Source organism: Streptomyces sp. NPDC002680, from assembly GCF_042889145.1.
Taxonomy (GTDB): domain Bacteria; phylum Actinomycetota; class Actinomycetes; order Streptomycetales; family Streptomycetaceae; genus Streptomyces; species Streptomyces adonidis.
Window position 1 is genome coordinate 1,207,186 of the sequence record NZ_JBIAQP010000001.1, and the last position, 25,445, is coordinate 1,232,630.

A 25,445-nucleotide genomic window follows, 5' to 3' on the forward strand; every position below is an offset into this window, starting at 1 on the left:
CGGACGGGCTGGAATGCCCCGGCCGGCGCTGGAGAGGAACCGCCTGTGCCGCGGAAGCGGCGGGGGTGGGCGGGTGGCGGAAAGAGTGGGCTGAGCGTGGTTGTCCTCAAACGGCGGCCCGTACCCCCACCCAGCCCGTCCGGCGTTTGAGGACAAGGCCCCTTCAGGGCCGACAGCGGGGGTCTGGGGGCGGCAGCCCCCAGAAGGATGGGAACGGGTAGGGGCGGCGGGGGCGAGAAAAGTGTTCGTTCTCAGACCCTCGTCGCCGTGTACCAGTTGACGTCGTCCGTGCGTGTGCAACTCGCCTGGGCGCGAGCCACCAGCACGTCCAGGTGCGCCGCCGTCTCGTTCACCGCGAGCATCTGGTTGAAGGCGTTCAGGTCCGCGAAGGGCAGCCTTCGACGGGTCCAGCCCAACTCCCCCGCCACCTCGTACGCGTTGCGCGTCCGCACACCCAGCACAGTCAACGTCTCGGTGAGACGTTCGTCGTGGTGGGCCAGGAGTTCCTCCGTGCGTGCGTGCACGCTGGCGCCGACCGGGCCGTGTGCGGGCAGGAGTTGCGCGTCTGTCAGGGTGGTCATCCGGCGTAGTGAGTCCAGGTAGTCGCCCAACGGCAGGGCCGTACCGCCCAGTTCGAATCCGATCGACGGGGTGATGTGCGGCAGGACGTGGTCCCCGGAGAACAGCAGGCCCCGGGCCCGGTCCAGGTAGACGACATGGCCCCGGGTGTGACCGGGCGTCGGGACGACCGACAGCGACGTGTCGCCGAAGAGGAGTTCCTCCTCGTCCAACCAGCGGTCCGGCGCCTCCCACACACTCAGGTCGAAGTCCTTGTCGTACATCGCCGCCACCCGCTCGGCGAGTTCGTCCGCCCCTGCCCTCCGCAACGTCCGGAGCGAACCGACCGGCTCGTTCGAGCGCAGCTCCCCCAGCAGCTCCAGCCCGCGCCGCTCCCCCGCGCCCAGGTAGACCCGGGAGCCGAGCAGCCTGCGCAGTTCGACGGCCTGGGTGTAGTGGTCGCGGTGGATGTGGGTGACCAGGATGTGACTGATCTCGCCGAGGTCGTGGCCCAGTCCGGTGAGGGCGTCCTCAAGTGCCTTGCGGGACTCGGGGATCGACCATCCTCCGTCGATCAGCACCAGCCCCTCCGTCAGGCCCTCCAGCGCGTAGACGTTGACGGCCCGCAGTCCGTCGTCCGGCAGCGGGAGCGGGATGCGGTGGACACCGGGTCGTACGGTCTCGGGCCCGCCTTCCGCCCATCGTCCGCGGTCGAAACGGGGGGTGGGGGTCGTGGGGGTGGTCATGCGTCTCCTTGCCGGTGCTCTTCGTCGTGTGCGGGGAGCCTCGCGTGCAGTTCGCGGGCGAGACCGCGGGCTCCCGAGCGGTCCAGCTTGCCGACTGTCGTCTGCGGCAACTCGCCCACGGTGAAAGCGAATTCGGGCCACTTGGCCTTCGACAGGCCGGTGCGGGCGAGGTGTTCGCGGATCTCGTCGAGCCCTAGGGCCGCGGCGCCGTCCTCGGGCACGACGAGGACCGCGGCGCGTTCGCCCAGGAGGGGGTCCGGGACGGGGGTCACGCAGGCGCGGGCCACTGCCGGGTGGGTGGCGACGGCGCGTTCGATCTCGGTGATGTCGAGGTTGCGTCCGCCTCGGATGATGACGTCCTTCTCCCGGCCCATGACAGTGACCGTGCCGTCCTCGCCGGTCGTCAGCAGGTCGCCGGTGGGGAAGAAGCCGTCGGGGGTCAGGGCCGGCGGTTCGGTCTTGCCGTCCCGGGCGTAGCCGAGGAACAGGGACGGGCCTCGGACCTGGGCTCGGCCGGTCGCACCCGGTCCCAGGACTGTGCCGTCGGCGGCGACCGCGCGTAGTTCGGTGCCGGGGAAGGGGCGTCCGTCACGGCCCAGGCGGATCTCCTCGGGGTCGTCGGGGCTCGGGGAGGTGTGGCCCAAGCACTCGGACATGCCGAAGACGCGCAGGATCCTCGTTCCCAGGGAGCGTTCGGCCCGGGCGAGGGCGCCGCTGTCCATGGGGCCGCCGCCGACGGTGATCGAGCGGACCCCGTCGAGGACCTTCGAGCCGGCCGCGGCCGAGCCCATCTGCAGGGCCATGGTCGGTACGCACATGGTCCACCGGACGTCATGGGCCGCCATGCGTGCGAGCGCCTCCTCTCGGTCCCATCGGCCGGTCAGGACGAGAGGACCGCCCAGCATGAGGGCCAGAGAGACCCCGAAGCAGTAGGCGGCAGTCGAGGAGAGCGGGACCACGGCGGCCACGGCGTCCCCGTCACGCAGACCGTTGACGTCGATCGTGCACGTACACGCGTACCGCAGGGCGTCCTCGGACTGCACGACACCCTTGGGCCGTCCGGTGGAGCCGGAGGTCAGTCCGATGAGGGTGCCGCCCGACCAGCGGGAGACGTCCCGTGGGCCGTGGCCGGCTCGTACCGTCCAGCCGTCGAGGGCCTGGGCCGTGCGCGCGTCCGGCATGGCCCGGTCGACGCCCCATTCCGTCATCGCGGACGGTTCGGCGATCACGACATCCGGCCGGATGTCCTCCATGGCCGCCGCGAACTCGGCAGGGGTCGTGTGCCGGTTGACCAGCGCCAGGACGCCGTTGGTCAGTCCGACGGCGAGGGTCGTGGCAACGGTCCGCCAGGAGTTGTCGGCCTGGAGGAGCACCGTGCCGCCCGGCGCCCATTCGGGGCTCATCGCCTCGGCCAGATCGGCCGCACGCTGGAGAAGGTCGCGGGCGCCGTGTCGGCCGTGGTCGTCGACGACCGCTGTGAAGTCGGCCCGCTGGGACCGGTCGTAGAACTCCCGCACTGTCTGTCGCATCCGCTTCCTCGCCTCTTCGCGAAGGGGTTGTCCAGAATGCCCGGGCCCCAGGCCGTGTCCGCAAAGCCCCGCCTGCCTCGCGACGCCTGGCACGCTCCCCCAGAGGGAGGACCCCACTCGCCGCACCGGACGAAGGACGGGACTTTACGAACGCGGCCCAGCCCCGGCCGCGCTCAGCCCGCGTACATCTCCAGCTCGCCGCCCATGACGGCGATCCGGCGTCCGCGCATGTCGCCGACCTGGGCGACGGCCTCCGCCCACTCGGGGCTCCGCAGCGCCTTGCGCAGGTCGTCGGCGGTGTCGAAGCTCAGGACGGAGAGACCGTCCCAACCCTCCGAACGCGGTTCGAAGGCCGCGTCGATGTCGGTGTGCCGCCAGGCCCTGAGGCCGGGCAGCCGACGGGTCAGTTCGGCGTGGTCGCCGCGCCACCAGTCGATGAACCGCTCATGCGTCCACTCGGGCGGCCGGGCCGCCAGCAGTACGAGGTTGTACATCCGCCCTCCTTGGTCGATCACGTGAACAGGACCGCGGGCGAACGCCCGATCATCAGCCGCCGCACCTTGCCCTCTCCGTCGAGCCGGGCCGAGGCCACGAAGGTCGCCTCCGGTACGCCGGACCGCCGTACCTCGCCGAGGAACAGTTCGTCCTGGCCGACCGTGCTCGCGGTGAGCCGGTGGTGGGTGCGGACACCCACCGCGCGCTGGGCGAGATAGCCCTCCATCTCGGGACGGCCGCCGTGGAAGTCGGTCGCGCCGTCGCCGCCGGTGGAGAACAGGATGGAGAAGGAGAAGTCGTCGCTGATCAGGTCGAGGATCCGGTCGGCGTCGTCGCTGTCCAGGATCGCGAACCAGTTGCTGAGGAAGGAGGCCGTGTGTGTGGTCATGCCCGGTCCACCAGGTCGAAGTCGGTCGTGAAGAACGACTGGTAGCGCGCCATCAGCCCGGCCGGCGAGACCAGTACGGCGGACAGGAACGCGCCGGTGGTCACGCCCTTCTCGACGACGAAGCCGTACACCGTCTCGACGTCGCCGTCGACCGAGTACCGCTTGATCTCGTGCGTACGGTCCACAGCGGCGCGTCCCGCGATGTACTCGGCGAAGTCCGCACGGGACGTACCGGACCGTTGGGCGCCGGGGAGGGCGATGAGGAACCGGAAGTCCGGTTCCAGGAGTTCGAGGGCCTTTTCCGGGTCCTGGCCGTCCATTCTGGCCATGTATTCGCGAAGCACCATTGCTGATCGCTCTCCCTCAGCGCCATTGAACAATCATCATCAAACAACCTGAGTTCAGTTCAGTTTGACTGTAAGGCAGCCGCCCCGCCCCCGACAAGGGGCGGGCCGACGTGCTATTCGGCGACCATCCGCACCACACACCCCTCGATCATCTCGCTGATCTCCGGCAGCGGGATCGCCCCGGTCGGGCGGTACCAGCGCCAGACGCTCACGATCATGCCGAGGACGCCGAGGCCGAGGGTGTGCGCGTCCCGGACCGGGAAGGCGCCCTTCGACATGCCGCGCATCAGCAGGTTCGTCCAGTCCCGCTCGACCATCTGGACCAGCTGCCGGGCAGCGACGCGCTCGGTCTCCTCACGCTTGGACTTCCGCGGGTTGGCGAGCAGGGACATGTTGGCCTGCAGGATGCGCATCTGGCGGATCTCCTGGTCGGTCACCGCGAAGGCGGCCCGGACCGCCGCGCGCAGTTCCTCCACGGGTTCCGTCTCGTCGGCCGTGGCCTCCACGAACATGTCGTGGGAGCGCTGGAGTTCCAGGCGCATGATGGTGAGCAGGCAGTGGGCCTTGGACTCGAAGTAGTGGTAGAGGGCGGTCTGCCCGATCCCGACCCGGTCGGCCACCTCCGACCACTTGGTGTTCTCGTAGCCGTCCTCCCCGAACCGCTCCACGGCGGCCACGAGGATCGCGCCGCGCTTCGACCTGGGCCCCTCCTCCGGATCCACGATCCGTGCCCTTGCCATCGTCTCTCCCTCTGCTCCACGCACGGTTCCGATCACCGTCCGGTCGTCCGAGAGTAGACCCAAGTTCAAGTCGGTTTCGAATCGAAGGTCGACCGGGTCCCTGGTGTGCCGTCACTGCGGGCGAAGTCGGGCGGTCGGCCGTCGAGGAACGCCGCCACGCCTTCCCGGCCCTCCGGCGACACCGCGGCGGCGGCCAGCTGCCGGGCCTCCGCGTCAAGGTGTTCGTCTAGGCCGGCCGACAGCGCCCGTCCCACCAGCCGCCGTGTCACGCCGTACGCCCCCGTGGCCCCGCGCGCCAACGCGCCCGCCGCCTCGACGGCCTCCTCGTACAGCCGCTCCGGCGCGACGACCCGGCTCACCAGCCCCATGGCCAGCGCCTCCGGGGCCGGTACCCGCCGGTTGGTCAGCAGCAGTTCCATGGCCCGCCGTGGTCCGACGAGTCGGGGCAACGACCAGCTGGTTCCGGCGTCGGGTGTGTATCCGATCGCGGTGTACGCGGCCGTGAAGCGGGCGTCGCTCGCCGCGAGGGTCACGTCCGCCGCGGTCGCCAGCCCGAGCCCCGCTCCGGCGACGGCCCCCTGGACGGCGGCCACCAGTGGGGCGTCCAGCCCGGCGAGGATCCGCAGCGCTCCGTGGAGTGCGTCGGTGACATCGGTGAGGTGCCCGGTCAGGCGCTCTCCGGACAGCGCGGCGAACTCCTTCAGGTCGCCGCCGACGCAGAAGGAACGCCCCTGTCCGGTGAGCAGTACGGCCCGCGCCCGCGCCTTCTCGCACTCCCGGGCCGCGTCCAACAGCGCTCGGGCCATCGCCAGATCGATCGCGTTGCCCGCGCCCCGGCACATCTCGATGTGCGCCAGCCCGTCTCCGTCGACCTCTACCGTGACCCTCATCGCGCGGTCCACCCGCCGTCCACGGTGAGGACGTGTCCGGTGCAGTACGAGGACGCGTCCGACGCCAGGAAGAGCAACGCCCCGTCCAGCTCCCCCTGTTCACCACCGCGCCCAAGCATGGTGCCGCGCTCGACCCACCGCCGCGAGCGCTCGTCGGCGAACAGTTCCTCGGTCATCTCCGAGTGGAACCAGCCGGGGGCGAGCGCGTTGACCCGCACCCCCAACTGCCCCCACTGACCGGCCAGTTCACGGGTGAGCCCGACGAGCCCGGCCTTGGAGGCGGCGTAGGCGGCGCCTCCCAGCGGGGCACCCGAGACCAGCCCGAGCACGGACGAGACGTTCACGACCGATCTCGTACGACCGGACAGTGACGCAACTGTTGGCGTCGTGGTCGGTGTCGGCGCTTCGGCCAGCAGCCGTGCCAGGTGGAACGGCGCGACCAGGTTCACCGCCAGTACGTCCGCGAAGTCGTCGGGGCTCTCGTCCTCGGCGCGTACGGCTCCGGGCGCGCCGGCGTTGTTGACGAGGACGTCGATCCGGCCGGTCTCGTCGAGCGCCGTCGTGATCAGCCGTACCCGTTCCTCCTCGCGCGAGACGTCGCAGACGACGGGGTGGATACGGGGGTCCGCGTCGGCGAGTTCCTTCAGCTTCTCCAGCCGCCGGGCCGCCGCGAACACCGTCGCGCCCGCCGCCGCGAGTACGGCGGCGAACCGGGCGCCGAGACCGGAGGACGCCCCGGTGACCACGGCCGTCCGCCCCCGCAGCGAGAACAGCTCCGTGAGCGGCTCGGCCACTGCGGTCATCCCTCCACCCCGATCGGCAGTACTGTCGCTCCGCCGTCCAGGACCAGCGTCTGTCCTGTCATCCAGGACGAGGCCTCGGAGGCCAGGAAGACGGCCGCGTGTGCCACGTCCTCCAGGGTCCCGAGCCTGCGCAGCGGAAGCTTCGCGGTCAGGATCGGTTCTCGTGGCTCCCAGACGGCCCTGGCCAGTTCGGTCTTGATCAGGCCGGGCGCGATCGCGTTCACGCGTGCCATCGGGCCGAGTTCGTAGGCGAGTTGGCGGGTCATGTGCAGCATGGCCGCCTTGGTGGCGTTGTACCAGCCGATGTGGGGGTCGACGATCAGTCCGCCGACGGAGGCGATGTTGACGACCGCTCCCCCGTGCTCCGCCATCCAGGCCCGCCAGGCGCAGCGGGTCCAGGCGAGCATGCCGTACTGGTTGACCCGTACCGTCTTCTCCGCGCGGGGCAGGTCGAGGTCGAGGAGCGGGCCCATGTAGGGGTTGGTGGCCGCGTTGTTGACCAGCACGTCGAGCCTGCCGAACCGGGACACGGTCTCCTCGACACACCGCTCCGCGTCCGCCGGCTCCCCCGCGTTGGCGACGACCTCGTGAACCTCGCCGTCGCCCTTGACGCGCAGCAACTCCTCGCGCGCTGCCGCGAGTCCGTCCGGTTTCCGGGCGGCGATCACCACATGGGCGCCCGCTTCCCGGTAGGCCTTGGCGATGCCGAGGCCGATGCCCCGGGAGCCGCCGGTGATCACGGCGACCCGGCCGTTCAGTACCTGTTCCTTCACGCCGACTCCTCGGGATACTTGGCCAGTTCGCGCCGCGCGACCGTCCGCAGATGCACCTCGTCGGGCCCGTCCGCGATCCGCAGTGCCCGGGTTATGGCGTACAGCCGCGCCAGTACGGTGTCGTCGCTGACGCCGGCCGCGCCGTGCGCCTGGACCGCGCGGTCGACCACCCGGTGGGCGACCTCCAGGGCGGCCACCTTGATGGCGGCGACCTCGGTACGGGCCGCCGAGTTGCCCTGGGTGTCCATCAGCCAGGCCGACTTGAGGACCAGCAGCCGCAGCTGCTCGATCTCGATACGGCTGCGCGCGATCCACTCCCGCACGACGCCCTGTTCGGCGAGCGCGCCCCCGAACGCGGTGCGGGTGAGGGTGCGGCGGCACATCAACTCCAGTGCGCGCTCGGCGAATCCGACGGCCCGCATGGCGTAGTGCATCCGCCCGGGCCCCAACCGCCCCTGAGCCAGGGCGAATCCGTCCCCTTCGCCGCCCAACATGGCGTCCACCGGCACCCGTACGTCCTCGAAGAGCACGTCTCCGTGGCCGCAGCGGTCGGTGTAGCCGAACATCGGCAGGTCGCGCAGGACGGTGATGCCGGGGGTGTCCCGGGGGATCAGCAGCATGCTCTGCTGCCGGTAGGTGGGCGCGTCCGGGTCGGTGACGCCCATCAGGATGATCAGCCGGCAGTCGGGGTCGATGATGCCGGAGGTGTACCACTTGTGGCCGTTGACGACGTACTCGTCGCCGTCCCGGGTGATCCGGGTGCGGATGTTGCGCGCGTCGGAGCTGGCGACCTCGGGTTCGGTCATCGCGAAGCAGGACCGGATCTCGGCGGCCAACAGGGGCCGTAGCCAACGGTCTTGCTGCTCCGGGGTGCCGAAGAGCGCGAGCAGTTCCATGTTGCCGGTGTCGGGGGCCGAGCAGTTGAACACCTCGGGCCCCATCACCGAGCGTCCCGCCAACTCGGCGAGGGGCGCGTATTCGAGGTTGGTGAGGCCGGCGCCCCAGTCACCGTGGGCGAGGAAGAGGTTCCAGAGCCCTTCGGCGCGAGCCTTCTCCTTCAACTCCCGCATGATCGGCGGGAGTTCGTGCGGGTCGTCCGCTTCCGCGAGCTGCCGGTCGTACACCGCCTCCGCGGGCAGGACGTACTCCGCCATGAACGCGGCCATCCGGGTGCGGAGTTCTTCGGCCTTCGGGGAGAGTCCGAAATCCATGGGTGGCGCTCCTTCAGGGCCTGGGGGCGACGATGTCGCGCGCCGTGCGGATCATCGCCGCGATCGTCGGCGGGAGTCGTTCCTGGTCGGGGTCGTGGTGCTTGCCCTCGCGGTGTCTGCGCAGGTTGTGGCCCATGATCGCGGCCATCTTGGTGCGGGCCAGGGCGCGGAACCAGTCGAGGGCGGGGGGTTCGGGGCGGCCGTCGAGGTAGGCGGCGAGCAGTTCGGCCTCGCCGGGGAGGCCGGGCACCTGGCGGCCCAACTGGGGGAAGTTGCGATGGTCCGCGAAGAGAAGAAACCACGCGAGGTCGATACGAGGGTCCCCGACACCCCAGATCTCCCAGTCGACGACGGCCGTCGGCCGTTCGCCCCGGCACAGGACGTTGCCGAGGCGGAAGTCGCCGTGGGTCAGCACGGGCGGGACGTCCGACGGGACCCGGGAGGCCAGCGAGTCGAGCAACTCATCGCCTCCGGGGCGGAGTTCGAGAGGCACGGCCCGCATGGTGCGGCTCCATCGCTCCAGTTCACCGGCCGGATCCAGCGGCGGTTCGGAGGACTGGGCCTCGTACGTCTCCACCTCCGTACCGTGCAGATCCCGCAGTACGTCGGCCAGCGCCAGCATCCGTGTCCGGCACAGGTCGGGAACGAGGCTGTGCTCGTCGAGGACCGGCTCGACGGCCTCGCCCGTCACGAACTCCATGGCGAACCAGGCGGGTTCACGTTCGTCGACGGCGGCCACCCGGGGCACGGGCACCGGTGATCCGGCGAGGACGCGCAGCACCCGGGCCTGCCGGAGCACGTCGTTGCGACCGATGGGGCGCTGCCCGGGTGGAACTGCTTTCACGACGTACGAGGTTGTCCCTGCCGTGATGGCGTATGTGAGCCCGGAGTGGCCGCCGGGCAGGGTGCGCAGGTCGCCGAAGGGCTCGCCCGGATGCCGGTCGGCCAGCTGGGCGCGGACTCGTGCGGCGAGTTCCGTCACCTCTGTCGCGGTGCTCAACTCCCGGCTCCCTTCGGCTCCTTGGGCAGCCCCAGCACGCGTTCGGCCAGGATGGTGCGCTGGATCTCGTCGCTGCCGCCGGCGATGCGGTAGCCGGGGGCGCCGAGCAGGTGTTCCGTCCAGGCGAAGGTGCCCCACTCCCCCGTGTCGGCGGCGAGGCGCGGCCCCAGGAGCTGCTGGACCAGGTCGGTGGTGGCGCGCATGGTCGCCGTGGCGTGGAGCTTGCCGACCGAGGCCTCGGCTCCCGGTTCACGCCCGGCGACCAGGGCCGCCGTGACGCGCAGTCCGATGAGCCGCTGGACCAGGGAGCGGACGAACAGGTCGGCCGCCTGCTGCCGTTCGCCGCCGGTGAGCGGCCGGGGCAGATGCCGGGCGAGGTCGAGGGCGCGGTCGGCGTTGTCGAGGCCGAGGCCGCCGGAGTCGAGGCGTTCGGCGGCGAGCACGGTGAGGGTGACCCGCCAGCCCTCGCCGACGGGGCCGAGCCGGTCGCTGTCGGGGACGAACACGTCGTCCAGGTACACCTCGTTGAAGCTGGAGCCGCCGGTCATCTGCCGGATGGGCCGTACGGTCACTCCCGGGGCGTCCATCCGGACCAGGAAGACCGTGATGCCCGCGTGCTTGGGCACGTCCGGGTCGGTACGGCACACAGCGACGCCCCAGGTGGCGACCTGGGCGCCGGACGTCCAGACCTTGTGGCCGCGCAGCACCCAGCCCTCGCCGTCCGGTACGGCCCGGGTGCGGACGGCGGCCAGGTCGGAGCCCGCCTCCGTCTCGGAGAAGAGCTGGCAGGCGAGTTCGTCGGTGCGCAGCATGGGCCGCAGCCAGCGCTGCTTCTGTTCCGCCGTTCCCCAGATCCGGATGGCGGGGGCGACGAGCTGCTGGGTGACGGGGAAGATCTCGGTGCGCCGGGGCACGTCGAAGGCGGCTTCCTCGGCACGGTACAACTGCTCGTAGTGGGCGGGCAGTTCGCGTCCGCCGTACTCCTTCGGCCAGTCGAGCGCGCCCCACCCCTGGTCGTACCGGGTGCGTTCCCACTCCCGGGTGCGGTCGGTGTGCTCGCGTTCCTCGGCCTCGGTCCGGTTCTCGAAGACGGCCACGGAGTCGTCGCCGCGGCCCCATTCCTGGCGGGCGGCGCGGGCCTTCGCCGTGCCGGTGAGCCAGCGCCGGGCCTCGGCGCGGAACTCCTCGGGGCCGGGGATGCCGCTCATCGTGCTCCCTTCCGTCGGTTCCTTTCGGCGGTTCCGACTCAGCGGGTCAGTACGGTGCAGGCGCTGACGCCCGGGGCGCCGTACACATGGGTGAAGCCGCTCGACGGGCCGCCGGGGACCTGTCGTTCGCCCGCTCTGCCACGCAACTGCTGGACGATCTCGTGGACTTGGCGCAGTCCCGACGCCCCGATCGGCTCACCGTTGGCGATGCAGCCGCCGTCGGTGTTGACCGGCAGGGTGCCGTCGATCGCGGTCGCGCCGGATGCGATGAGCCGCTCCTGCTCGCCGTGTTCGCAGAACCCGCACTCCGCCAGGTGCATCACCTCGGCACCGCTCTCGGTGTCCTGGAGCTGACACACGTCGATGTCACCGGGCCCCAATCCCGCCTGCTCGAAGGCCAGTTGCGCGGCATCCGTGCTGACGCTGCTCGGTGTGCCGGGCGGTGCCCAGGGGCTGAACACCTCGAACGAACCGAACCTCCGGGTCCGTACGACGGCCGCCCGCAACGCGACCGGGACAGCGTCCAGTTCGCGGGCGACCGCCCGACTGCACAGGATCAGCGCGACCGCGCCCTGTCCTGGCGAGCAGAACATGTACCGGGTCAGCGGGTCGTTGACCACGCCGGACGCCAGGATCTCGGCCGCGTCGAGCGGCTTTCGGCGCCAGGCGTGCGGGTTGCGGACCCCGTTGGCGTACGCCTTCTCCGCGACCAGCGCGAGCGTGCGTGCGCTGATCCCGTGGTCGTGCATGTACCGCTGGATCTTCATGGCGAAGAACTGGGTGGTGACCATCAGCCCCTCGTGGCCGTAGGCCTCGTCGAGCCCCCAGTCCGCCGGCCGTGGATCGAAGGCACCGCGCGGATGCTTGTCGAAGCCGACGGCGAGGGCGACGTCCGCCGCGCCGGAGCGGATGGCGTTGACGGCGGAGACGAGCGCACTGCCGCCGGTCGCGCATCCGTTGCGTACGTTGACGAACGGCACGCCCGTCAGGCCGAGTTCGGCCACGAGGGTGTCGGCGTTCCCGGCCGCGTCACTGCCGCCGTACGCCGCCCGGACCCGCGACCACGGCAGCCCCGCGTCGGCGAGCGCCGCCCGTACGGCCGCCACGGCGAGTTGCCTGCCGGTGGCCTCCGTACGGGCGAAGGAGGTGATCCCGGCGCCGCAGATCATGACGTCCTCGGCGCTCATACGGCGGCTCCGACGGCTGCCGCCCTGGGGACACCGTCCGCCGCGCCGATCCGCAGCGGCATGCCGATCGTGACGTCATCGGGCGGGACATCGAGGACGGCCAACACCCGGACTCCCTCGGCGAGTTCGACGTATCCGACGGCGAACGGCTCGAACCCGGCGGCCGGGACGACGTACGGCGGCGACTTGGGCGCGTACCGCTGCACGGTCCATGTCCACAGCGTGCCCGTGTCCGAGAGGACGGTCGGGGCGGCCGGGCCCCCGCAGCGCGGGCACGCCGGGTCGGCCGGGTACACGGCCACCGCGCACCCGGCGCACCGGGACCCGTGGAGCCGACCGCTCAGCGGCCCTTCCACTGCGGCTCCCGCTTCTCCAGGAAGGCCGCGACGCCCTCCGCCGCGTCCTCGGAGTTGAGCATCACGCCGACCGCGAGGTGCTCCATGACCATCAGGGACTGGATGTCGGCGTCGAGGCTCCGGTCGATGGTCATCTTGGTGATCCACATGGTGAACGGGCTCTTGTCGATGAGCTGGTCGGCGAACTCCTCGACCGTCGCGTCGAGCTTGTCGGCGGGCGCCGAGGAATTGATGAGGTCGAACTCGGCGGCCTCGACTCCCGTGAGCAGCTTGCCGGTGAGCATCAGCTCCTTGGTCTTGCGGACGCCGATCATGCGCGGCACGCGGTAGATCGGGCCCGCGCCGCCGAACAGTGCCCGGCGGATGTGGAAGTCACCGATCAGGGCGTCGTCCGCGGCGATCGCGAAGTCGCAGGAGATCATCAACTCGAAGCCACCCGCGGTGACATGGCCTTCGAGGACGGCGATCGAGGGGGTCTTCATCGAGTAGAGCCGGTCGCAGACCTTCGCCGACAGCACGGCGACGTCGATGGCCGTGGAGCTGCCGATGAAGTCGGCCTTGAGGCTGTCCAGGTCGAACCCGGAACAGAAGGTGTTGCCGCGCCCGCGCAGGATCAGCACGCGGAGTTCGGGGTCCGCGTCGACCTCGGTGATGATCTCGTCGAGCCGATTGAGGATCGGCACCGTCACGCAGTTCTTCTTGTGCGGCCGGTTCAGCCAGACCCGCGCAACGGCTCCGTCACGCTCGAACTGGATCTCGTCTTCGACTGCCATGAGCTCCTCCAACCTGAACTGAATTCAGTACGATTCTGGGTGCGGTAGTTGGCCCTGTCAATGGACAGGGCACGACGATCAGTCGCCGTGGACCGATCCGTTGCCGTGTCCGACGAGGCCGAGCAGTCCGGCCAGGCGCAGCCGGTGGTCGTCGGCGGTGCCGAACAGGGCCTCGTCGGCCCGTGCGCGACGTACGTACAGATGGGCAGGGTGTTCCCAGGTGAAGCCGATTCCGCCGTGGAGCTGCACGTATTCCATGCTCGCCAGACGGTAGGCGCCGGTGCAGGCCACCGCCGCCGCGTTCGCCGCCACCGGGACCTCCGGTGCCCCTCCAGCGAGGCAGGCGCTTGCGTACGCCGACGCCGACCGGGCGCCCTCGATCTCGACGAGCAGGTCGGCCAGCCGGTGCTTGACGGCCTGGAAGGAGCCGATGGCGCGACCGAACTGGGTTCGGTGGGACACGTACGCGAGGACGGCGTCCAGGGCGTGCGCACTGCCGCCCACGTGCTCGGCGGCCAGCGCGACCCGCCCGGCGTCGAGGACGGCCTCCACGATCCCCTGCGCCTGTCCGGGCTCGCCGACCGGTTCCGCCGGCGCTCCCCGGAAGCGGATCAGGGCCTGGCGGCGGGTGGGATCGAGGACGCGGCGGGCGACCCGGTCGCAGGTCGCGCCGTCCGGCTCGCAGGCGAACAGCCGCTCCCCGTCCGGTACTTGGGCCGCGACCAGCAGCAGGTCGGCGCCCTCGCCGTCGGGCACGAAGTCGGCCTCGCCGCGCAGCACCCAGCCGTCGGGGCCGCGTTCGGCGGTCACGTCGGCCCGGTGCAGGAATCCGGCGACCGTGGCCGTGCGCGTGCCTGACGCGATGCCCGGCAGCCAGCGCGCGCAGGCCGCCCGGTCGCCGCCGGCCATCAGGGCGTGTCCGGCGAGGACGACAGTGGACAACAGTGGGGCGGGGCACAGCACGCGCCCGGTCTCCTCCAGGGCCACGGCGAGTTCGGCGAAGGTGTAGCCGGCACCTCCGTACTCCTCGGGCACGGCGAGTCCGTGCACACCGATCTCACCGGCGAGCCGGTCCCACAAGGCGCGGTCGTGTCCGCGCGGGCTCTCCGTCTGTGCGCGGACTTCCTCGGGCCCGCAGGTCTCGGCCAGCAACTGCCGTAGAACCTCGCGCAGTTGGTGTCGTTCGTCGCTCTCCAGCAGCAGCGCCGGATCGGGGTCGAGCCGGAACATCCAAGCCTCCTTCGGGCATGCGGCGTCGCCTGGACCGTCAGACCGTGAAGCGTCCGCCGTTGGCGAGGAGGACCGCGCCGACGAGGTTCGCGGCCTCGTCGCTCGCCAGGAACAGGGCGATGTCGGCGATCTCCTCAGGGGTGGCGTACGGGCGTACGCGCGGGTCGGCGAAGCCCTGGCGCAGTGCGGCGGGCGTCCTGGCGGCCATGCCGGTCTCGGTCGGTCCGGGCGCCACGGTGTTGACGCGGACGCCGAAGGCGATGGCCTCCTTGGCGACGGACTGGCTCAGCGCGTGCGCGCCCGCCTTCGAGGCCGCGTAGTGCGGGTAGCCGGCCTGGGTGTCGAAGGCCGAGGAGGAGCCGACGGTGACGACGGCTCCGGACCGGCGGGGCGCCATGACCCGCAGCGCGGCGCGCAGGACATGGAAGGTGCCGTCCAGGTTGACGCGCATGACGCGCCGCCAGGCGTCGCCGCCGAGCCTCGCGGTCACCTCTGGCGGCCGGTCCGCGACCAGGGCCTCGGCGATCCACTGCTTGGCCGTGGGGTCGTCGACCCCGGCCGCGTGCACCACGACATCGAGCCGCCCGTGCCGTCGTACGACCTCGTCGCAGGCCCGGTCCACCTCTGCCGACTCGCCCACGTCGACGGTCAGCGGAAGCGCTCGCGGCAGTTCCTTCGCCACGGCTTCGGCCGCGAGGCCGTCGATGTCCGCGGCGAAGACCTCGGCGCCCTGCGCGGCGAGCCGCCGTGCGACCGCCGCGCCGATGCCGGATCCCGCTCCGGTGACGAGCGCGACCCGCCCGTCGAAGCGTCCCGCGTGTTCGCCGCCCATGCGCGATCCTCTCCCTGCACCAGTTCCTGCTCCCACACCAGTTCCTGAACTGACTTCATTTTTGTTACCGTCTCACACATGTCAACAGACGGGACAAGAGCGGTCAGGCTCACCCGGTGGGGCGGCCCACCGGTCATCACCGAGGTGGCACGGCCCGTCCCCACGGGCGAACAGGTCCTTATCCAGGTTGAGGCGGCCGGGCTGTGCCGGTCGGACCTCCATGTCATCGACGCACGAGAAGGCGCCCTCCTCTACCGCACCCCGTTCACCCTCGGGCACGAGGTCGCCGGGCGGGTGCTGGAGCGCGGCCCCGGCGCCATGGGCCCGGCGGTCGGCGAGCGCGTGGTCGTATACGGCCCCTGGGGCTGCGGGAGTTGCGCGCGCTGTGCCGTCGGCTCGGAGAACTACTGCGACCGGCGTACGGCACTGGACGCGGACCGCACCGGAACCGGGGCGGGGCTCGGACGCGACGGCGGCATGGCCGACCTGCTGCTCGTGCCGTCCGGGCGGCTGCTGGTCCCGGTGGGCGAGCTGGCCGTCGTACAGGCCGCGCCCCTGTCGGACGCCGGGCTGACCGCGTACCACGCCGTGGCCGGGATCCGGCGCGCGATCGACGACGACGCGAGCGTGGTCGTGATCGGGGTCGGCGGGCTCGGGCATCTGGCCGTCCAGATCCTGCGCGCCACAACGACGGCGCGGGTCCTGGCCGTGGACGTACGGGAGGAGGCACTCGCCCTCGCCGACCAGTGCGGCGCACACTTCGCGACGCTCCTGCGGCCCGACAGCGCGGCGGTCCTGCGGGACCGGACGGGCGGGGTCGGGGCGGTCGCCGTGCTCGACTTCGTCGGCGGCCGTTCCAGCCTGGACCTCGCGACCGGCGTGTTGCGGCCGGGCGGAGAGCTGGTCGTGGTGGGCAGCGGTGGCGGGGAGCTGTCGGTCCGCAAGCCGGGTGTGCTGCCGCCCGGGACGCGGATCTCCCTGCCCTTCTGGGGGACCCTGCCCGAGCTGGAACAGGTCGTCGCGCTGGCACGCGAGGGCGTTCTGAAGGTGGAGGTCGAGCAGTTCGCGCTGTCGCGCGCACTGGAGGCGATCGAGGGGCTTCGTTCCGGCGGAGTGCGGGGACGCGCGGTTCTCGTACCCGACTGACCCGACCGATGCGGCCGACGCGGCCGACGCGGCCGACGCGACCGACACGGATCGCGCGGCCCGCCCCGGCCGGAACTCGTACCGTCCCACCGTCCGTCGCCCGACCCCTCGACTCCAGAAGTGAGTTCAATTAGCGTCGTGTTTCATCCCGGTGACACGAATGCCAACGAAGGCGGTGGGCCCGCTATGGGTACGGAATCAGTGGAATCAATGGATCTTCTGGTGATCGGCGGCGGGATGGCCGGTCTCTCGGCCGCCGCCCGGGTGGCGGCCGAAGGCGGCTCGGTGGTGCTGGTGGAGAAGGCGGAACGCGTCGGCGGCTCCGCGCGCTTCGCGGGTTTCGTATGGACCGCGCCGACCATCGAGGAACTGCGCCGGGTGAATCCGGACGGCGACCCGGAGCTGGCCGAGGCCCTGATCGACGGTTTCGCGGACGGCGTCGTGTGGATCCGGTCGCTCGGTGTGCAGTGCCGACCGCCGGTGCCCGTGCTCGGCTTCGGGCGCGGCCATCAGGTCGACACCAACCACTACCTCGACACCTGCGAGCGGCTGATCCGCGACCGGGGCCAGGAGGTGCTGACCGACACCTGGACACGCGCCCTCCTCACGGAGAACGGCACGGTCAAGGGGGCGGAGTGTCTCCTGCCCGACGGAACAGCACGCCGGATCGAGGCCACCTGGACCCTGCTCGCCACCGGCGGCTTCCAGGGCGATCCGGCCCTGCGCACCGAGCACATCCACCCCCAGGCCGCCGACATCGGCCTGCGGGCGAACCCGTACAGCCGGGGCGACGGTCTCGCGCTCGGGAGTGCGGCGGGCGCGGCGTTCGGCAGGAAGGACGCGGGGTTCTACGGGCATCTGATGCCGGCCGGTGTCTCCCTGGCCGACCCGGCGCGCTTCGTCGACCTGGCGCTCTACTACAGCGAGCACGCCCTGCTGTTCGACACCACGGGCGAGCGCTTCGTCGACGAGACGGTCGGCGACCATCTGACCACGATGGCCCTGCTGGAACGGCCGGGCGCCCGCGGTCTGCTGGTCGCCGACGCGCGGGTGCACCGCGAGTGGATCAGTGCCTCGTACGTGGAGGGCATCCCCGGCGTGGACAAGTTCCAGCTCTGCCATCGCGCCGGCGCCCGCAGCGCGGTCGCGGAGAGCCTGGACGACTTCGCGTCGATGCCCGAGGAGTGGGGTTATCCGGGTGCCGTGATCCGTGACCGCATCAGGGAGTTCAACTCCGCCGCGAGCAAGGGCGGGGCACCGGTCCCCGGGCGGCTGCTCGATGCCCGACCGCTCGACGAGCCGCCCTTCTACGTCGTCGAGGCGGCCCCGGCGATCACGTTCACCTTCGGTGGCCTGCTGATCGACGCCGGAGCACACGCGCTGTCGGCGGACTCGGACGGGCACGGCCGGATCCCCGGTCTGCTGGCGGCCGGGGCGGACGCCGGCGGGCTGTACCGGCGCGCCTACGCCGGCGGTCTCGCTCCCGCCCTGGTGTTCGGCCTCGCGGCGGCACGCACCGCGCTCGGCGGAGCACCGACCGCTGTCTGACGCCGAGCTCCGGCCGGCCACTCGCACAAATCCCGTGCACGAGTCTTGCCCGTCCGGCGCCGGAGTGCCTAGCTTACTGAATTGAGTTCACTTTAACTCTGCGGCTCGTGAGGTGATCATGCTTCCTGTATGGGTGGCGCGAATGTGCCCTTCCCCTGGGGAGGGGTTGTGAGTCAGTTCCTGCTCGTCCTGGTCAGCGGTGTGGCCAGTGGAGCCGTGTACGGCCTCATGGGTCTGGGGCTGGTCATCATCTACCGGGCGACGGACGTCGTGAACTTCGCGATGGCGTCCCTCGCGACCCTCGGCCTGTACGTGGCGGTCTCGCTCCACGACCGGGGCGTGGCGACGGTCCTCGGCATCCTCGCCGCCGTCGCGATCACCGTGGCGTCCGGTCTCCTGGTCCGCGAGACGGTCATCAGGCCGCTGGGGCAGGGGCAGTTGTTCTCCGCGCTCGTCGTGACGATGGGTGTGTCCCTCGTGCTGGAGAGCGTGGCCGGGTCGATCTGGGGCGACCAGCCGAAGGCCTTCCCCAACCTGGTCGACGGGACGGTGCGCTGGTCGGGTGCCGCGGTGCCGGTCCAGAGCCTGGTGACGATCGCCGTCGCGGCCGTGGCGATGGGCCTGGTCGGCTATCTGTTCGCCCGCACCACGCTCGGCTCGGCCATGCGCGCGGTGGCGGAGTCGGCGGACACGGCCCGGATCGTCGGCCTCGGCGCCCAGCGCATCGCCCGGCTCTCCTGGGCGCTCGGCCTGGGCCTCGCCGCACTCGCCGCCTGTCTGTACGCGCCCCGCTCCGGGCTGGTGCCCACCGCCCTCGTCGCCCCGCTGTTCAGGGCCTTCGCCGGGATCTTCCTGGGCGGTCTGACCAGCATGTACGGCGCTGTCGTCGGCGGGCTGACCATCGGCGTCCTGGACAACCTGGCGGCGAACTACGTCTCCGCGAGTTTCCGGGACACCTTCGTGTTCGCGTTCACCGTGCTGGTCCTGCTGATCCGCCCGCAGGGCATGTTCGGCACCCGCACCTTCCAACGGGTCTGAGGGGTCGCATCCATGGTCTTCAACCGTTCCCTCCTGGCGAGGGCCGCGCTGGGCCCGGCCGCAGGCGCGGTGCTCATGGCGTTCATGGCGTCCGGTGCCATCCCGGCGTACCAGATGTACTCGGTGGGGCTGGCGGCCGTGTACACGATCGTCGTGCTGTCGGTCGGTCTGCTGGCCGGCTGGTCCGGCATCTGGTCGGTGGGCCATCCCGCGTTCTTCGCCATCGGCGCCTACTTCGCCGCGTACGGCAGCGGCCACGACTGGACCCTGGAGGCGGTGGTCCTCGGGGCGGTCGCCACCGGTGCCGTCCTGGGCGGCTTCATCGGGTACGCGGGTGCCAGGTTCTCCACGCTGTACATCGCGCTGCTGACCCTCGCCTTCACCACGGTGACCCTGGAGCTGGTCAACCGCTGGAGCAGCGTGACCGGCGGCGACCAGGGCGTCCCGGTGCTTCAACTGCGCAGCGTCCTCGGCCTGGGCACCGTCCTGGGCGGTGGCACCGACGCGCAGTACCTGGCGGTGGGGGCCGCCGCCGTGGTGCTCGGGCTGGCCGTGCCGGCCGCGGCCTCGGGGCTGCGGATGCGGCTGGTGGCCGCCAAGTCGCATCCGCTGGCCGCCCGTACGATCGGGATCGCGCCCGAGGCGCAGTCGGCGCTGTCGTTCGCGGTGAGCGGCGCGTGCACGACGTTCGCGGGCGTGCTGCTCGGTCTGCTCACCGGGTTCGTCAGCCCGGATCCGTTCTCGCTCACCTTGGGCATCTCGCTGATCGCGGCGTGTGTGCTCGGCGGGGTGGGCACCATCGTCGGCGCGGTCGCCGGCGGTATCTATCTGACCTGGAACCCGTCGCTGTCGTCGGCGGTCGGTCTGCCCCAGCCGGTGGTGCAGGGCATCGTGCTGATCGCGGTGCTGATCTTCCTGCCGGGCGGAGTCGTGCCGTTCCTCGCCAAACCGGCACGGGCTGTCCTACGACGTGTTCTGCGACGGCCGGATGTCCGGCGCCCGTTGGCCCCCGAGCCGTCGGCGGACCCCGTGCCCCTGCGGCCCGCGTCCGACAGCACCGTCCTCCTCAACTTGGAGCACCTGTCCGTCTCGTACGGCGGACTCAAGGCCCTGGAGGACGCCTCGCTGACCCTGCGGCAGGACGAGATCCTGGCCGTCATCGGACCCAACGGGGCAGGAAAGACAACCCTGTTGAACGCCCTGTCGGGGCTGACCGGCAACGGCCGGGTGAGCGGGACCGCCGAGTTCGCCGGACGGCCGCTGCTGAACGCGAGGGCGACCGCGCGGCGGCGGCTGGGCATCGGGCGTACGTTCCAGCACGCGGAGGTGTTCTCCGAACTGACCGTCGCCGAGAACGTGTTGTGCACGCGGCGCCGGGTCACGGCCCGGGACCGCGCCCAAGTCATGCGGCTGCTGCACTCCGTGGGCCTCGCGGACGTGGCGGACCGGCGGCCCACGGAGCTGCCGTTCGGGCTCCAGAAGCGGCTGGACCTCGCCCGTGCGATGGCCGAGGAACCCAAACTGCTGGTGCTGGACGAGCCGTTCGGCGGCCTCGACTCGGCTGAACGGGCGCTGCTGGCCGGGCACATCAGGCGGCTGCACGCGGCCGGAACCGCCGTGGTGGTCATCGACCACGTCCTCGACGACCTGTTCTCCGTGGCCCACCGGGTGATCGCGTTCGACTTCGGGCGCACGATCGGTGGGGGCACCCCGGACACCGTTCTGCAGGATCCCAAGGTGCGGTCGTCGTACCTCGGGACGGTCGGCAACCGGGCCCAACTGCCCGAGCACGTGGGCGAACAGAGCATGATCCGGCTGCGCGGTGTCGGCCATGTCTACGGCGGTGTGACCGCCCTGCGAGACGTCGATCTCAACGTCCGCAAGGGCGTCGTCCTGGGGATCGCGGGCGCCAACGGCGCGGGCAAGAGCACGCTGGCCGGCATCCTGCACGGCTCCCTGAAACCCGCCCACGGCGACCGGGAGACGGGCGGTGCCGTCCGCACCAGCCTGGCGCCCGAGGGCCGTGCCCTGTTCAAGACGCTGACCCTGCGCGAGAACCTCGAAGTCGCGGCGTACGCGGCCGGGATCACCGGCGCGCCACTGCGCGAACGGCTGACGGAGACCGTCGAGTGGCTGCCGCCACGGCTGCGCGACCGAATGAACGCCTCCGCCGCCGGGCTGTCCGGCGGCGAGCAGCAGATGCTCGCCATCGCCCGGGCGCTCATCGTCCGCCCCGACGTCCTGATCGTCGACGAACCGGCGCTCGGGCTGGCCCCGGCACTGGTCGACGAGGTCTACGACCGGCTGGTGCGGCTGGCCCACGACGGTCTGACGGTCGTCCTGCTCGAACAGCTGCTCAGCCGCGCGATGTCCGTCTGCCACGAGGTGGCCGTGCTCCACGAGGGCGTCGTCGCGGCCCATGGACGCCCTGGCGACCCGGAGTTCGCCGCCCTGGCCGAAGCCGCCTACTTCAGCGGCGGCCTGGAAGCCGCCGCGACCGCCACGACCGCGGCGACCGCCGCCCGGGCACCCCAAGTGAACTGAAATCACGTCATGAACGAGCATGAACGAGGTGGATCGTGTTCCGGACAACCAATAGATCTCGCCGCACCCTGGGAGCCCTCGCCGTCCTGGCCGTGGTCTCGCTGACGGCCAATGCCTGCGCCGACCAGGACTCCGCGGGCGCCGCCGGCAGCGATACGGAGATCCACATCGGTGCGTGGCTCCCCCTGACCGGGGCCACCGCCTCGTACGGCGTGCCCGAGAAGGCGGGCGCCGACGCGTACTTCAAGATGGTCAACGCGGCCGGCGGCATCAACGGCCGCAAGATCAAGTGGACGGTCGAGGACAACGCGGCCGATCCGCAGCAGACCGTGCAGATCGCCCGTGAACTCGTCGGCCAGGACAAGGTCGTGGCGATCGTGAACGCGAACGGCACCTCCCAGGCGGAGGCCGCCTTCCCGTTCGTCCTCACCCAGTCCAAGGTCCCGGTTCTCAACGAGGTGGGCGGCAGCGAGGCCTGGTACGACCCGCCGCGCGCCGGCCTGTTCGGCACCCAGACCCTGTACGAGGACCAGGCCGCCGCGGTCGCCGCGTGGGCGGTGCAGGACGGCGCGAAGAAGATCCTCGTCGTGCACAGTGACCCGGCCGCGTTCGTGAACGTGGCCGAGCAGGTCGAGCCCGTGGCGAAGAAGGTGGACCCCTCGGTCGAGGTCGAGCGGCTGGCGGTCAAGTACCAGACCACCGACTACACCCCGGTGATCAGCAAGGTGAAGGCCGCGAAGACCCAGGCGGTGATCGTCATCCTCACCTCCCCCGAGGCCGCCGCCTTCCTCAAGGAGGCCAAGCTCCAGGGGCTGAACCTGCCCACCTACGCCTACGCGCCGGTGGCCGCCGAGTCGACGGTCTCGCTGGCCAAGGACGCCGCCGAGGGCCTCAAGGCCGTACAGCTGGTGAAGGCGCCCTCTGACCCGGACCCCGCGGTGAAGGAGTTCCGTACCGCGATGGCCAAGTACGAGCCCGGTCAGGACGCCGGCTTCCTCGCGCTGTGGGGCTGGAGCAACGCGAAGGTGTTCGCCGAGATCGCCAAGACCATCAAGGGGCCCGTCACGTCCGAGGCCATCAGCGCGGCGTACGCGAAGGCCTCCTCCGTGGACCCGGGGGTGTCGCCGGTGATGAAGTTCAGCGCGAGCAACCACCTCGGCACGCGCAGTGTGCAGCGGGTGGAGGTGAAGAACGGCGTCTGGACGTCCGTCGGCGACTTCTACACTCCCCCGACGCGCGACTGAACGACCGCTGTCCGGCCCCCGGCGTCGAAACGCCGGGGGCCAGGGGCAGGGTTTCAGCAGCAGCGGCTCTGGGGGTGGGTCTCCCGGTGCCGGGTGCGCAGAACCTCGTACTCGCGCCGGGTCGGTACGGGGATGTGCGGGTGCCGACCGCGATGGCGCTCGCAGTGACGGTCGTACTGCGCCTCACCGGTCAGTTCGCGCAGGTACCAGCGCAGGTACCGGAACACTGCCCGAGCCCGCTGCCCGGCCTTCACGAACGGGCCCCCACGAGCGACTCGGCGGAAGCCTGCTCCGGCAGGTCGATGCGGGATTCGACGTACGGTGTCTCGGTCGTCGGAAGCGGGACGGGCGAGCGTACGGCCCGTACGCAGACCACGGCCGCGTTGGCGATGACCACCGTGACCAGCAGCAGGAACAGGGCGATCAGGACGCCGTCGACCGTGGAGTTGGTGACCACGGTGTGCATGTCGTCGAGGGACTTGGCGGGCGCGATGACCTGACCCGCGTCGATGCCGTCGGCGTACTTGGCGCGCTGGGCGAAGAAGCCGACCCGGGGGTCGCCGGAGAAGATCTTCTGCCAGCCGGCGGTGAAGGTGATCGCGACCACCCAGGCGAGCGGAACGCCGGTGACCCAGACCCAGCGCAGTCGGCCGGACTTGATCAGCACCGTCGTGCAGACGGTGAGGGCGACGGCGGCCAGCAGCTGGTTGGCAATGCCGAACAGGGGGAAGAGCTGGTTGATTCCGCCGAGGGGGTCGGTGGCGCCGGTGTAGAGGAAGTAGCCCCAGGCGGCCACGACGATCCCGCTGCACAGCCAGATCCCGGGCTTCCAGTTGACCCGGCCGATGGGCTTCCAGACGTTGCCGAGCATGTCCTGGAGCATGAAGCGGCCGACCCGGGTGCCCGCGTCGACCGTCGTCAGGATGAACAGCGCCTCGAACATGATCGCGAAGTGGTACCAGAAGGCCTTGAGGGCGGTACCCCCGAAGACCCCGGAGAAGATCTCCGACATGCCGACCGCGAGGGTGGGCGCGCCGCCGGAGCGGGCGATCAGCGTCTGTTCCTCGACTGCCTTGGCCGCCTGGGTCAGCTGGTCGGGGGTGATGGTGAAGCCGAGGCCCGCGACCGCCTGGGAGGCGGATTCGGCGGTGGTGCCGAGGAGTCCGGCGGGCGCGTTCATCGCGTAGTACAAGCCCGGTTCGAGGGTGGCGGCGGCGATCAGGGCCATGATCGCGACGAACGACTCCATCAGCATGGCGCCGTAGCCGATCATCCGGACCTGGGACTCCTTCTGGATCAGCTTCGGCGTCGTCCCGGAGGCGACCAGTGCGTGGAAGCCCGACAGGGCGCCGCAGGCGATCGTGATGAAGAGGAACGGGAAGAGCGACCCGGCGAACACCGGACCGGTGCCCGAGGAGGCGAAGTCGCTCACCGCGTCCGCCCGCATGACCGGCGCGGCGACCACGACGCCGACCGCGAGGAGCGCGATGGTGCCGATCTTCATGAAGGTGGAGAGATAGTCGCGCGGGGCGAGCAGCATCCACACGGGGAGGACGGAGGCGACGAAGCCGTAGCCGACCAGACAGAAGACCAGGGTGGTCGGGCTGAGGGTGAAGGCGTCCGCGAGCGAGGAGTTCTGGATCCAGCTGCCGCCGACGATCGCGAGCAGCAGCAGCGCGACCCCGATGAGGCTGGTCTCGACGACGCGGCCTGGGCGTACGACATGCATCCAGAAGCCCATGAACAGGGCGATGGGGATGGTCATGGCGACGGAGAAGGTGCCCCACGGCGAGTGGGCGAGGGCGTTGACCACGACCAGGGCCAGCACCCCGAGCAGGATGATCATGATGGCGAACACCGCGATCAGCGCCGCCGCGCCGCCCGCCCTGCCGATCTCCTCCCGGGCCATCTGCCCGAGCGACTTGCCGTCCCGCCGCATGGACAGGAACAGCACCACCATGTCCTGCACCGCCCCGGCGAAGATCACTCCGGCGACGATCCACAGGGTGCCGGGCAGGTACCCCATCTGCGCCGCGAGCACCGGCCCGACCAGCGGTCCGGCGCCCGCGATGGCGGCGAAGTGGTGACCGAGGAGGACTCGGCGGTCGGTGGGCTGGAAGTCGACGCCGTCCTCCAGGCGTTCGGCGGGAGTGGCCCGGCTGTCGTCCGGCTTCAGTACGCGCCGGACGACGAAGCGGGAGTAGAAGCGGTAGGCGATGGCGTACGAGCCGAGGGCGGCCACCACCAGCCAGACCGCGGAGATCGCCTCGCCCCGGGCCAGCGCGAGAACGCCCCAGCCGACGGCTCCGGCCAGGGCGACGGTGGTCCAGAGCAGGAGCGAGCGCGGGGACATCCGGGGGGATCCGGACGGTTGGTTCGGTGGGCCTTCCGATGCCGGGAGGGCGGATTCGGGCATGGCTGATGCGGACATGGCGGCTCCTCACCTGACGGTGACGGGTGGATGGCTGGGCTGGGGTTCGAGGGACGGGAGCGGCTCAGCGGGAGTGACGTGGGCGGTCGGCCGACCTTGTCAGGGGTCGCTGGCGTCCTTCCTGGTCAGCGCGTAGGCGGCGAGCAGGCAGAGCCCGCCGCCCGGTACCCAGGCGAGCTGGTACCAATAGAAGAACGGCGTACCGGCGAGACGCGGGCCCGCACCGGCGTACCAGGGGACCCACAGCAGCCCTGCCGCGGGCGCGAGGAGCAACACGGCGACGGCGACGCGTCGTAGCCGTTGGTGTCCGGTCCGTGCCATGACCTGCGCTCCTCTCCCGCTCGCTGGGGGTCTGTGCAAGAGTTGCCCACCCGCCGGATGTGGTTGACAGCGAATTTCCAGAAGATTTCCCGTCGGTTCCCTGTCCT

The 25,445-nt window shown here is 71.1% G+C and carries 25 protein-coding genes; 5 read left to right on the plus strand and 20 right to left on the minus strand.

The window, feature by feature from the left end; all coding sequences use genetic code 11:
• Window positions 1-251: 251 nt before the first annotated feature.
• The 17 genes from ACFYXF_RS05470 to ACFYXF_RS05550 form a co-directional block, all read right to left on the minus strand.
• Window positions 252-1,304 carry an MBL fold metallo-hydrolase gene (locus ACFYXF_RS05470; protein ID WP_389348218.1) on the minus strand — a complete coding sequence of 351 codons (1,053 nt, stop codon included), beginning with the start codon at window positions 1,302-1,304 and terminating at the stop codon, window positions 252-254.
• Window positions 1,301-2,833 (minus strand): class I adenylate-forming enzyme family protein, encoded by a 1,533-nt coding sequence (locus ACFYXF_RS05475; protein ID WP_389348219.1) that lies wholly within the window; start codon window positions 2,831-2,833, stop codon window positions 1,301-1,303. The genes ACFYXF_RS05470 and ACFYXF_RS05475 overlap by 4 nt, the downstream gene beginning before the upstream one ends.
• Window positions 2,834-3,006: 173 nt before the next feature.
• Entirely contained in the window at window positions 3,007-3,327 is a 321-nt protein-coding gene (locus ACFYXF_RS05480; RefSeq protein ID WP_389348220.1) for an EthD family reductase, read from the minus strand.
• A 17-nt stretch (window positions 3,328-3,344) separates the two neighbouring features.
• On the minus strand, window positions 3,345-3,716 hold the full coding sequence (locus ACFYXF_RS05485; protein ID WP_369031928.1) for a nuclear transport factor 2 family protein: 372 nt from the start codon (window positions 3,714-3,716) through the stop codon (window positions 3,345-3,347).
• Window positions 3,713-4,063: a nuclear transport factor 2 family protein gene (locus ACFYXF_RS05490; protein ID WP_389348221.1), complete on the minus strand. Its 351-nt coding sequence runs from the start codon at window positions 4,061-4,063 to the stop codon at window positions 3,713-3,715. Before ACFYXF_RS05490 ends, ACFYXF_RS05485 begins: the two co-directional genes overlap by 4 nt.
• Before the next feature lie 113 nt (window positions 4,064-4,176).
• Window positions 4,177-4,803, minus strand: a complete 627-nt coding sequence (locus tag ACFYXF_RS05495; protein ID WP_369031930.1) for a TetR family transcriptional regulator — start codon at window positions 4,801-4,803, stop codon at window positions 4,177-4,179.
• 65 nt (window positions 4,804-4,868) lie between these two features.
• Entirely contained in the window at window positions 4,869-5,693 is an 825-nt protein-coding gene (locus ACFYXF_RS05500; RefSeq protein ID WP_389348222.1) for an enoyl-CoA hydratase/isomerase family protein, read from the minus strand.
• Window positions 5,690-6,496: an SDR family NAD(P)-dependent oxidoreductase gene (locus ACFYXF_RS05505; RefSeq protein ID WP_389348223.1), complete on the minus strand. Its 807-nt coding sequence runs from the start codon at window positions 6,494-6,496 to the stop codon at window positions 5,690-5,692. The genes ACFYXF_RS05500 and ACFYXF_RS05505 overlap by 4 nt, the downstream gene beginning before the upstream one ends.
• Window positions 6,493-7,269, minus strand: a complete 777-nt coding sequence (locus tag ACFYXF_RS05510) for an SDR family oxidoreductase (RefSeq protein WP_389348224.1) — start codon at window positions 7,267-7,269, stop codon at window positions 6,493-6,495. Before ACFYXF_RS05510 ends, ACFYXF_RS05505 begins: the two co-directional genes overlap by 4 nt.
• Window positions 7,266-8,480 (minus strand): acyl-CoA dehydrogenase family protein, encoded by a 1,215-nt coding sequence (locus ACFYXF_RS05515; RefSeq protein ID WP_389348225.1) that lies wholly within the window; start codon window positions 8,478-8,480, stop codon window positions 7,266-7,268. Before ACFYXF_RS05515 ends, ACFYXF_RS05510 begins: the two co-directional genes overlap by 4 nt.
• 13 nt (window positions 8,481-8,493) lie before the next feature.
• Window positions 8,494-9,480, minus strand: coding sequence for a phosphotransferase family protein (locus ACFYXF_RS05520; RefSeq protein ID WP_389348226.1), 987 nt, complete (start codon window positions 9,478-9,480; stop codon window positions 8,494-8,496).
• A complete protein-coding gene (locus ACFYXF_RS05525) occupies window positions 9,477-10,688 on the minus strand; it encodes an acyl-CoA dehydrogenase family protein (protein ID WP_389348227.1) in 1,212 nt (403 codons plus the stop codon). Before ACFYXF_RS05525 ends, ACFYXF_RS05520 begins: the two co-directional genes overlap by 4 nt.
• Before the next feature lie 38 nt (window positions 10,689-10,726).
• On the minus strand, window positions 10,727-11,875 hold the full coding sequence (locus ACFYXF_RS05530) for a thiolase family protein (RefSeq protein ID WP_389348228.1): 1,149 nt from the start codon (window positions 11,873-11,875) through the stop codon (window positions 10,727-10,729).
• Complete coding sequence (locus ACFYXF_RS05535) at window positions 11,872-12,231, minus strand: Zn-ribbon domain-containing OB-fold protein (protein ID WP_389348229.1); 360 nt, start codon at window positions 12,229-12,231, stop codon at window positions 11,872-11,874. The genes ACFYXF_RS05530 and ACFYXF_RS05535 overlap by 4 nt, the downstream gene beginning before the upstream one ends.
• Window positions 12,216-13,004: an enoyl-CoA hydratase/isomerase family protein gene (locus ACFYXF_RS05540; RefSeq protein WP_389348230.1), complete on the minus strand. Its 789-nt coding sequence runs from the start codon at window positions 13,002-13,004 to the stop codon at window positions 12,216-12,218. The genes ACFYXF_RS05535 and ACFYXF_RS05540 overlap by 16 nt, the downstream gene beginning before the upstream one ends.
• A gap of 78 nt (window positions 13,005-13,082) precedes the next feature.
• On the minus strand, window positions 13,083-14,234 hold the full coding sequence (locus tag ACFYXF_RS05545; RefSeq protein ID WP_389348231.1) for an acyl-CoA dehydrogenase family protein: 1,152 nt from the start codon (window positions 14,232-14,234) through the stop codon (window positions 13,083-13,085).
• A gap of 37 nt (window positions 14,235-14,271) precedes the next feature.
• Window positions 14,272-15,066 carry an SDR family NAD(P)-dependent oxidoreductase gene (locus ACFYXF_RS05550; RefSeq protein WP_389348232.1) on the minus strand — a complete coding sequence of 265 codons (795 nt, stop codon included), beginning with the start codon at window positions 15,064-15,066 and terminating at the stop codon, window positions 14,272-14,274.
• 78 nt (window positions 15,067-15,144) lie between these two features.
• Here ACFYXF_RS05550 and ACFYXF_RS05555 point away from each other — a divergent pair, with 78 nt between their 5' ends.
• The 5 genes from ACFYXF_RS05555 to ACFYXF_RS05575 all read left to right on the plus strand — a co-directional run bounded on the left by ACFYXF_RS05555 (window position 15,145) and on the right by ACFYXF_RS05575 (window position 22,586).
• A complete protein-coding gene (locus tag ACFYXF_RS05555; RefSeq protein ID WP_389348233.1) occupies window positions 15,145-16,212 on the plus strand; it encodes an NAD(P)-dependent alcohol dehydrogenase in 1,068 nt (355 codons plus the stop codon).
• A gap of 210 nt (window positions 16,213-16,422) precedes the next feature.
• The gene (locus tag ACFYXF_RS05560; RefSeq protein ID WP_389348234.1) at window positions 16,423-17,760 is read left to right on the plus strand and encodes an FAD-dependent oxidoreductase; all 1,338 of its coding nucleotides are present in this window, start codon (window positions 16,423-16,425) and stop codon (window positions 17,758-17,760) included.
• Window positions 17,761-17,928: 168 nt separating this feature from the next.
• The gene (locus ACFYXF_RS05565; RefSeq protein ID WP_389348235.1) at window positions 17,929-18,798 is read left to right on the plus strand and encodes a branched-chain amino acid ABC transporter permease; all 870 of its coding nucleotides are present in this window, start codon (window positions 17,929-17,931) and stop codon (window positions 18,796-18,798) included.
• A gap of 12 nt (window positions 18,799-18,810) precedes the next feature.
• The gene (locus ACFYXF_RS05570) at window positions 18,811-21,342 is read left to right on the plus strand and encodes an ATP-binding cassette domain-containing protein (RefSeq protein ID WP_389348236.1); all 2,532 of its coding nucleotides are present in this window, start codon (window positions 18,811-18,813) and stop codon (window positions 21,340-21,342) included.
• Window positions 21,343-21,377: 35 nt separating this feature from the next.
• A complete protein-coding gene (locus ACFYXF_RS05575; protein WP_389348237.1) occupies window positions 21,378-22,586 on the plus strand; it encodes an ABC transporter substrate-binding protein in 1,209 nt (402 codons plus the stop codon).
• 53 nt (window positions 22,587-22,639) lie between these two features.
• Here ACFYXF_RS05575 and ACFYXF_RS05580 read toward each other — a convergent pair whose 3' ends face one another.
• The 3 genes from ACFYXF_RS05580 to ACFYXF_RS05590 form a co-directional block, all read right to left on the minus strand.
• Window positions 22,640-22,840, minus strand: coding sequence for a YbdD/YjiX family protein (locus ACFYXF_RS05580; RefSeq protein ID WP_389348238.1), 201 nt, complete (start codon window positions 22,838-22,840; stop codon window positions 22,640-22,642).
• On the minus strand, window positions 22,837-25,002 hold the full coding sequence (locus tag ACFYXF_RS05585) for a carbon starvation CstA family protein (protein ID WP_389348470.1): 2,166 nt from the start codon (window positions 25,000-25,002) through the stop codon (window positions 22,837-22,839). Before ACFYXF_RS05585 ends, ACFYXF_RS05580 begins: the two co-directional genes overlap by 4 nt.
• Before the next feature lie 114 nt (window positions 25,003-25,116).
• Window positions 25,117-25,338 carry a DUF3311 domain-containing protein gene (locus ACFYXF_RS05590; RefSeq protein ID WP_369031949.1) on the minus strand — a complete coding sequence of 74 codons (222 nt, stop codon included), beginning with the start codon at window positions 25,336-25,338 and terminating at the stop codon, window positions 25,117-25,119.
• Window positions 25,339-25,445 lie beyond the last annotated feature (107 nt).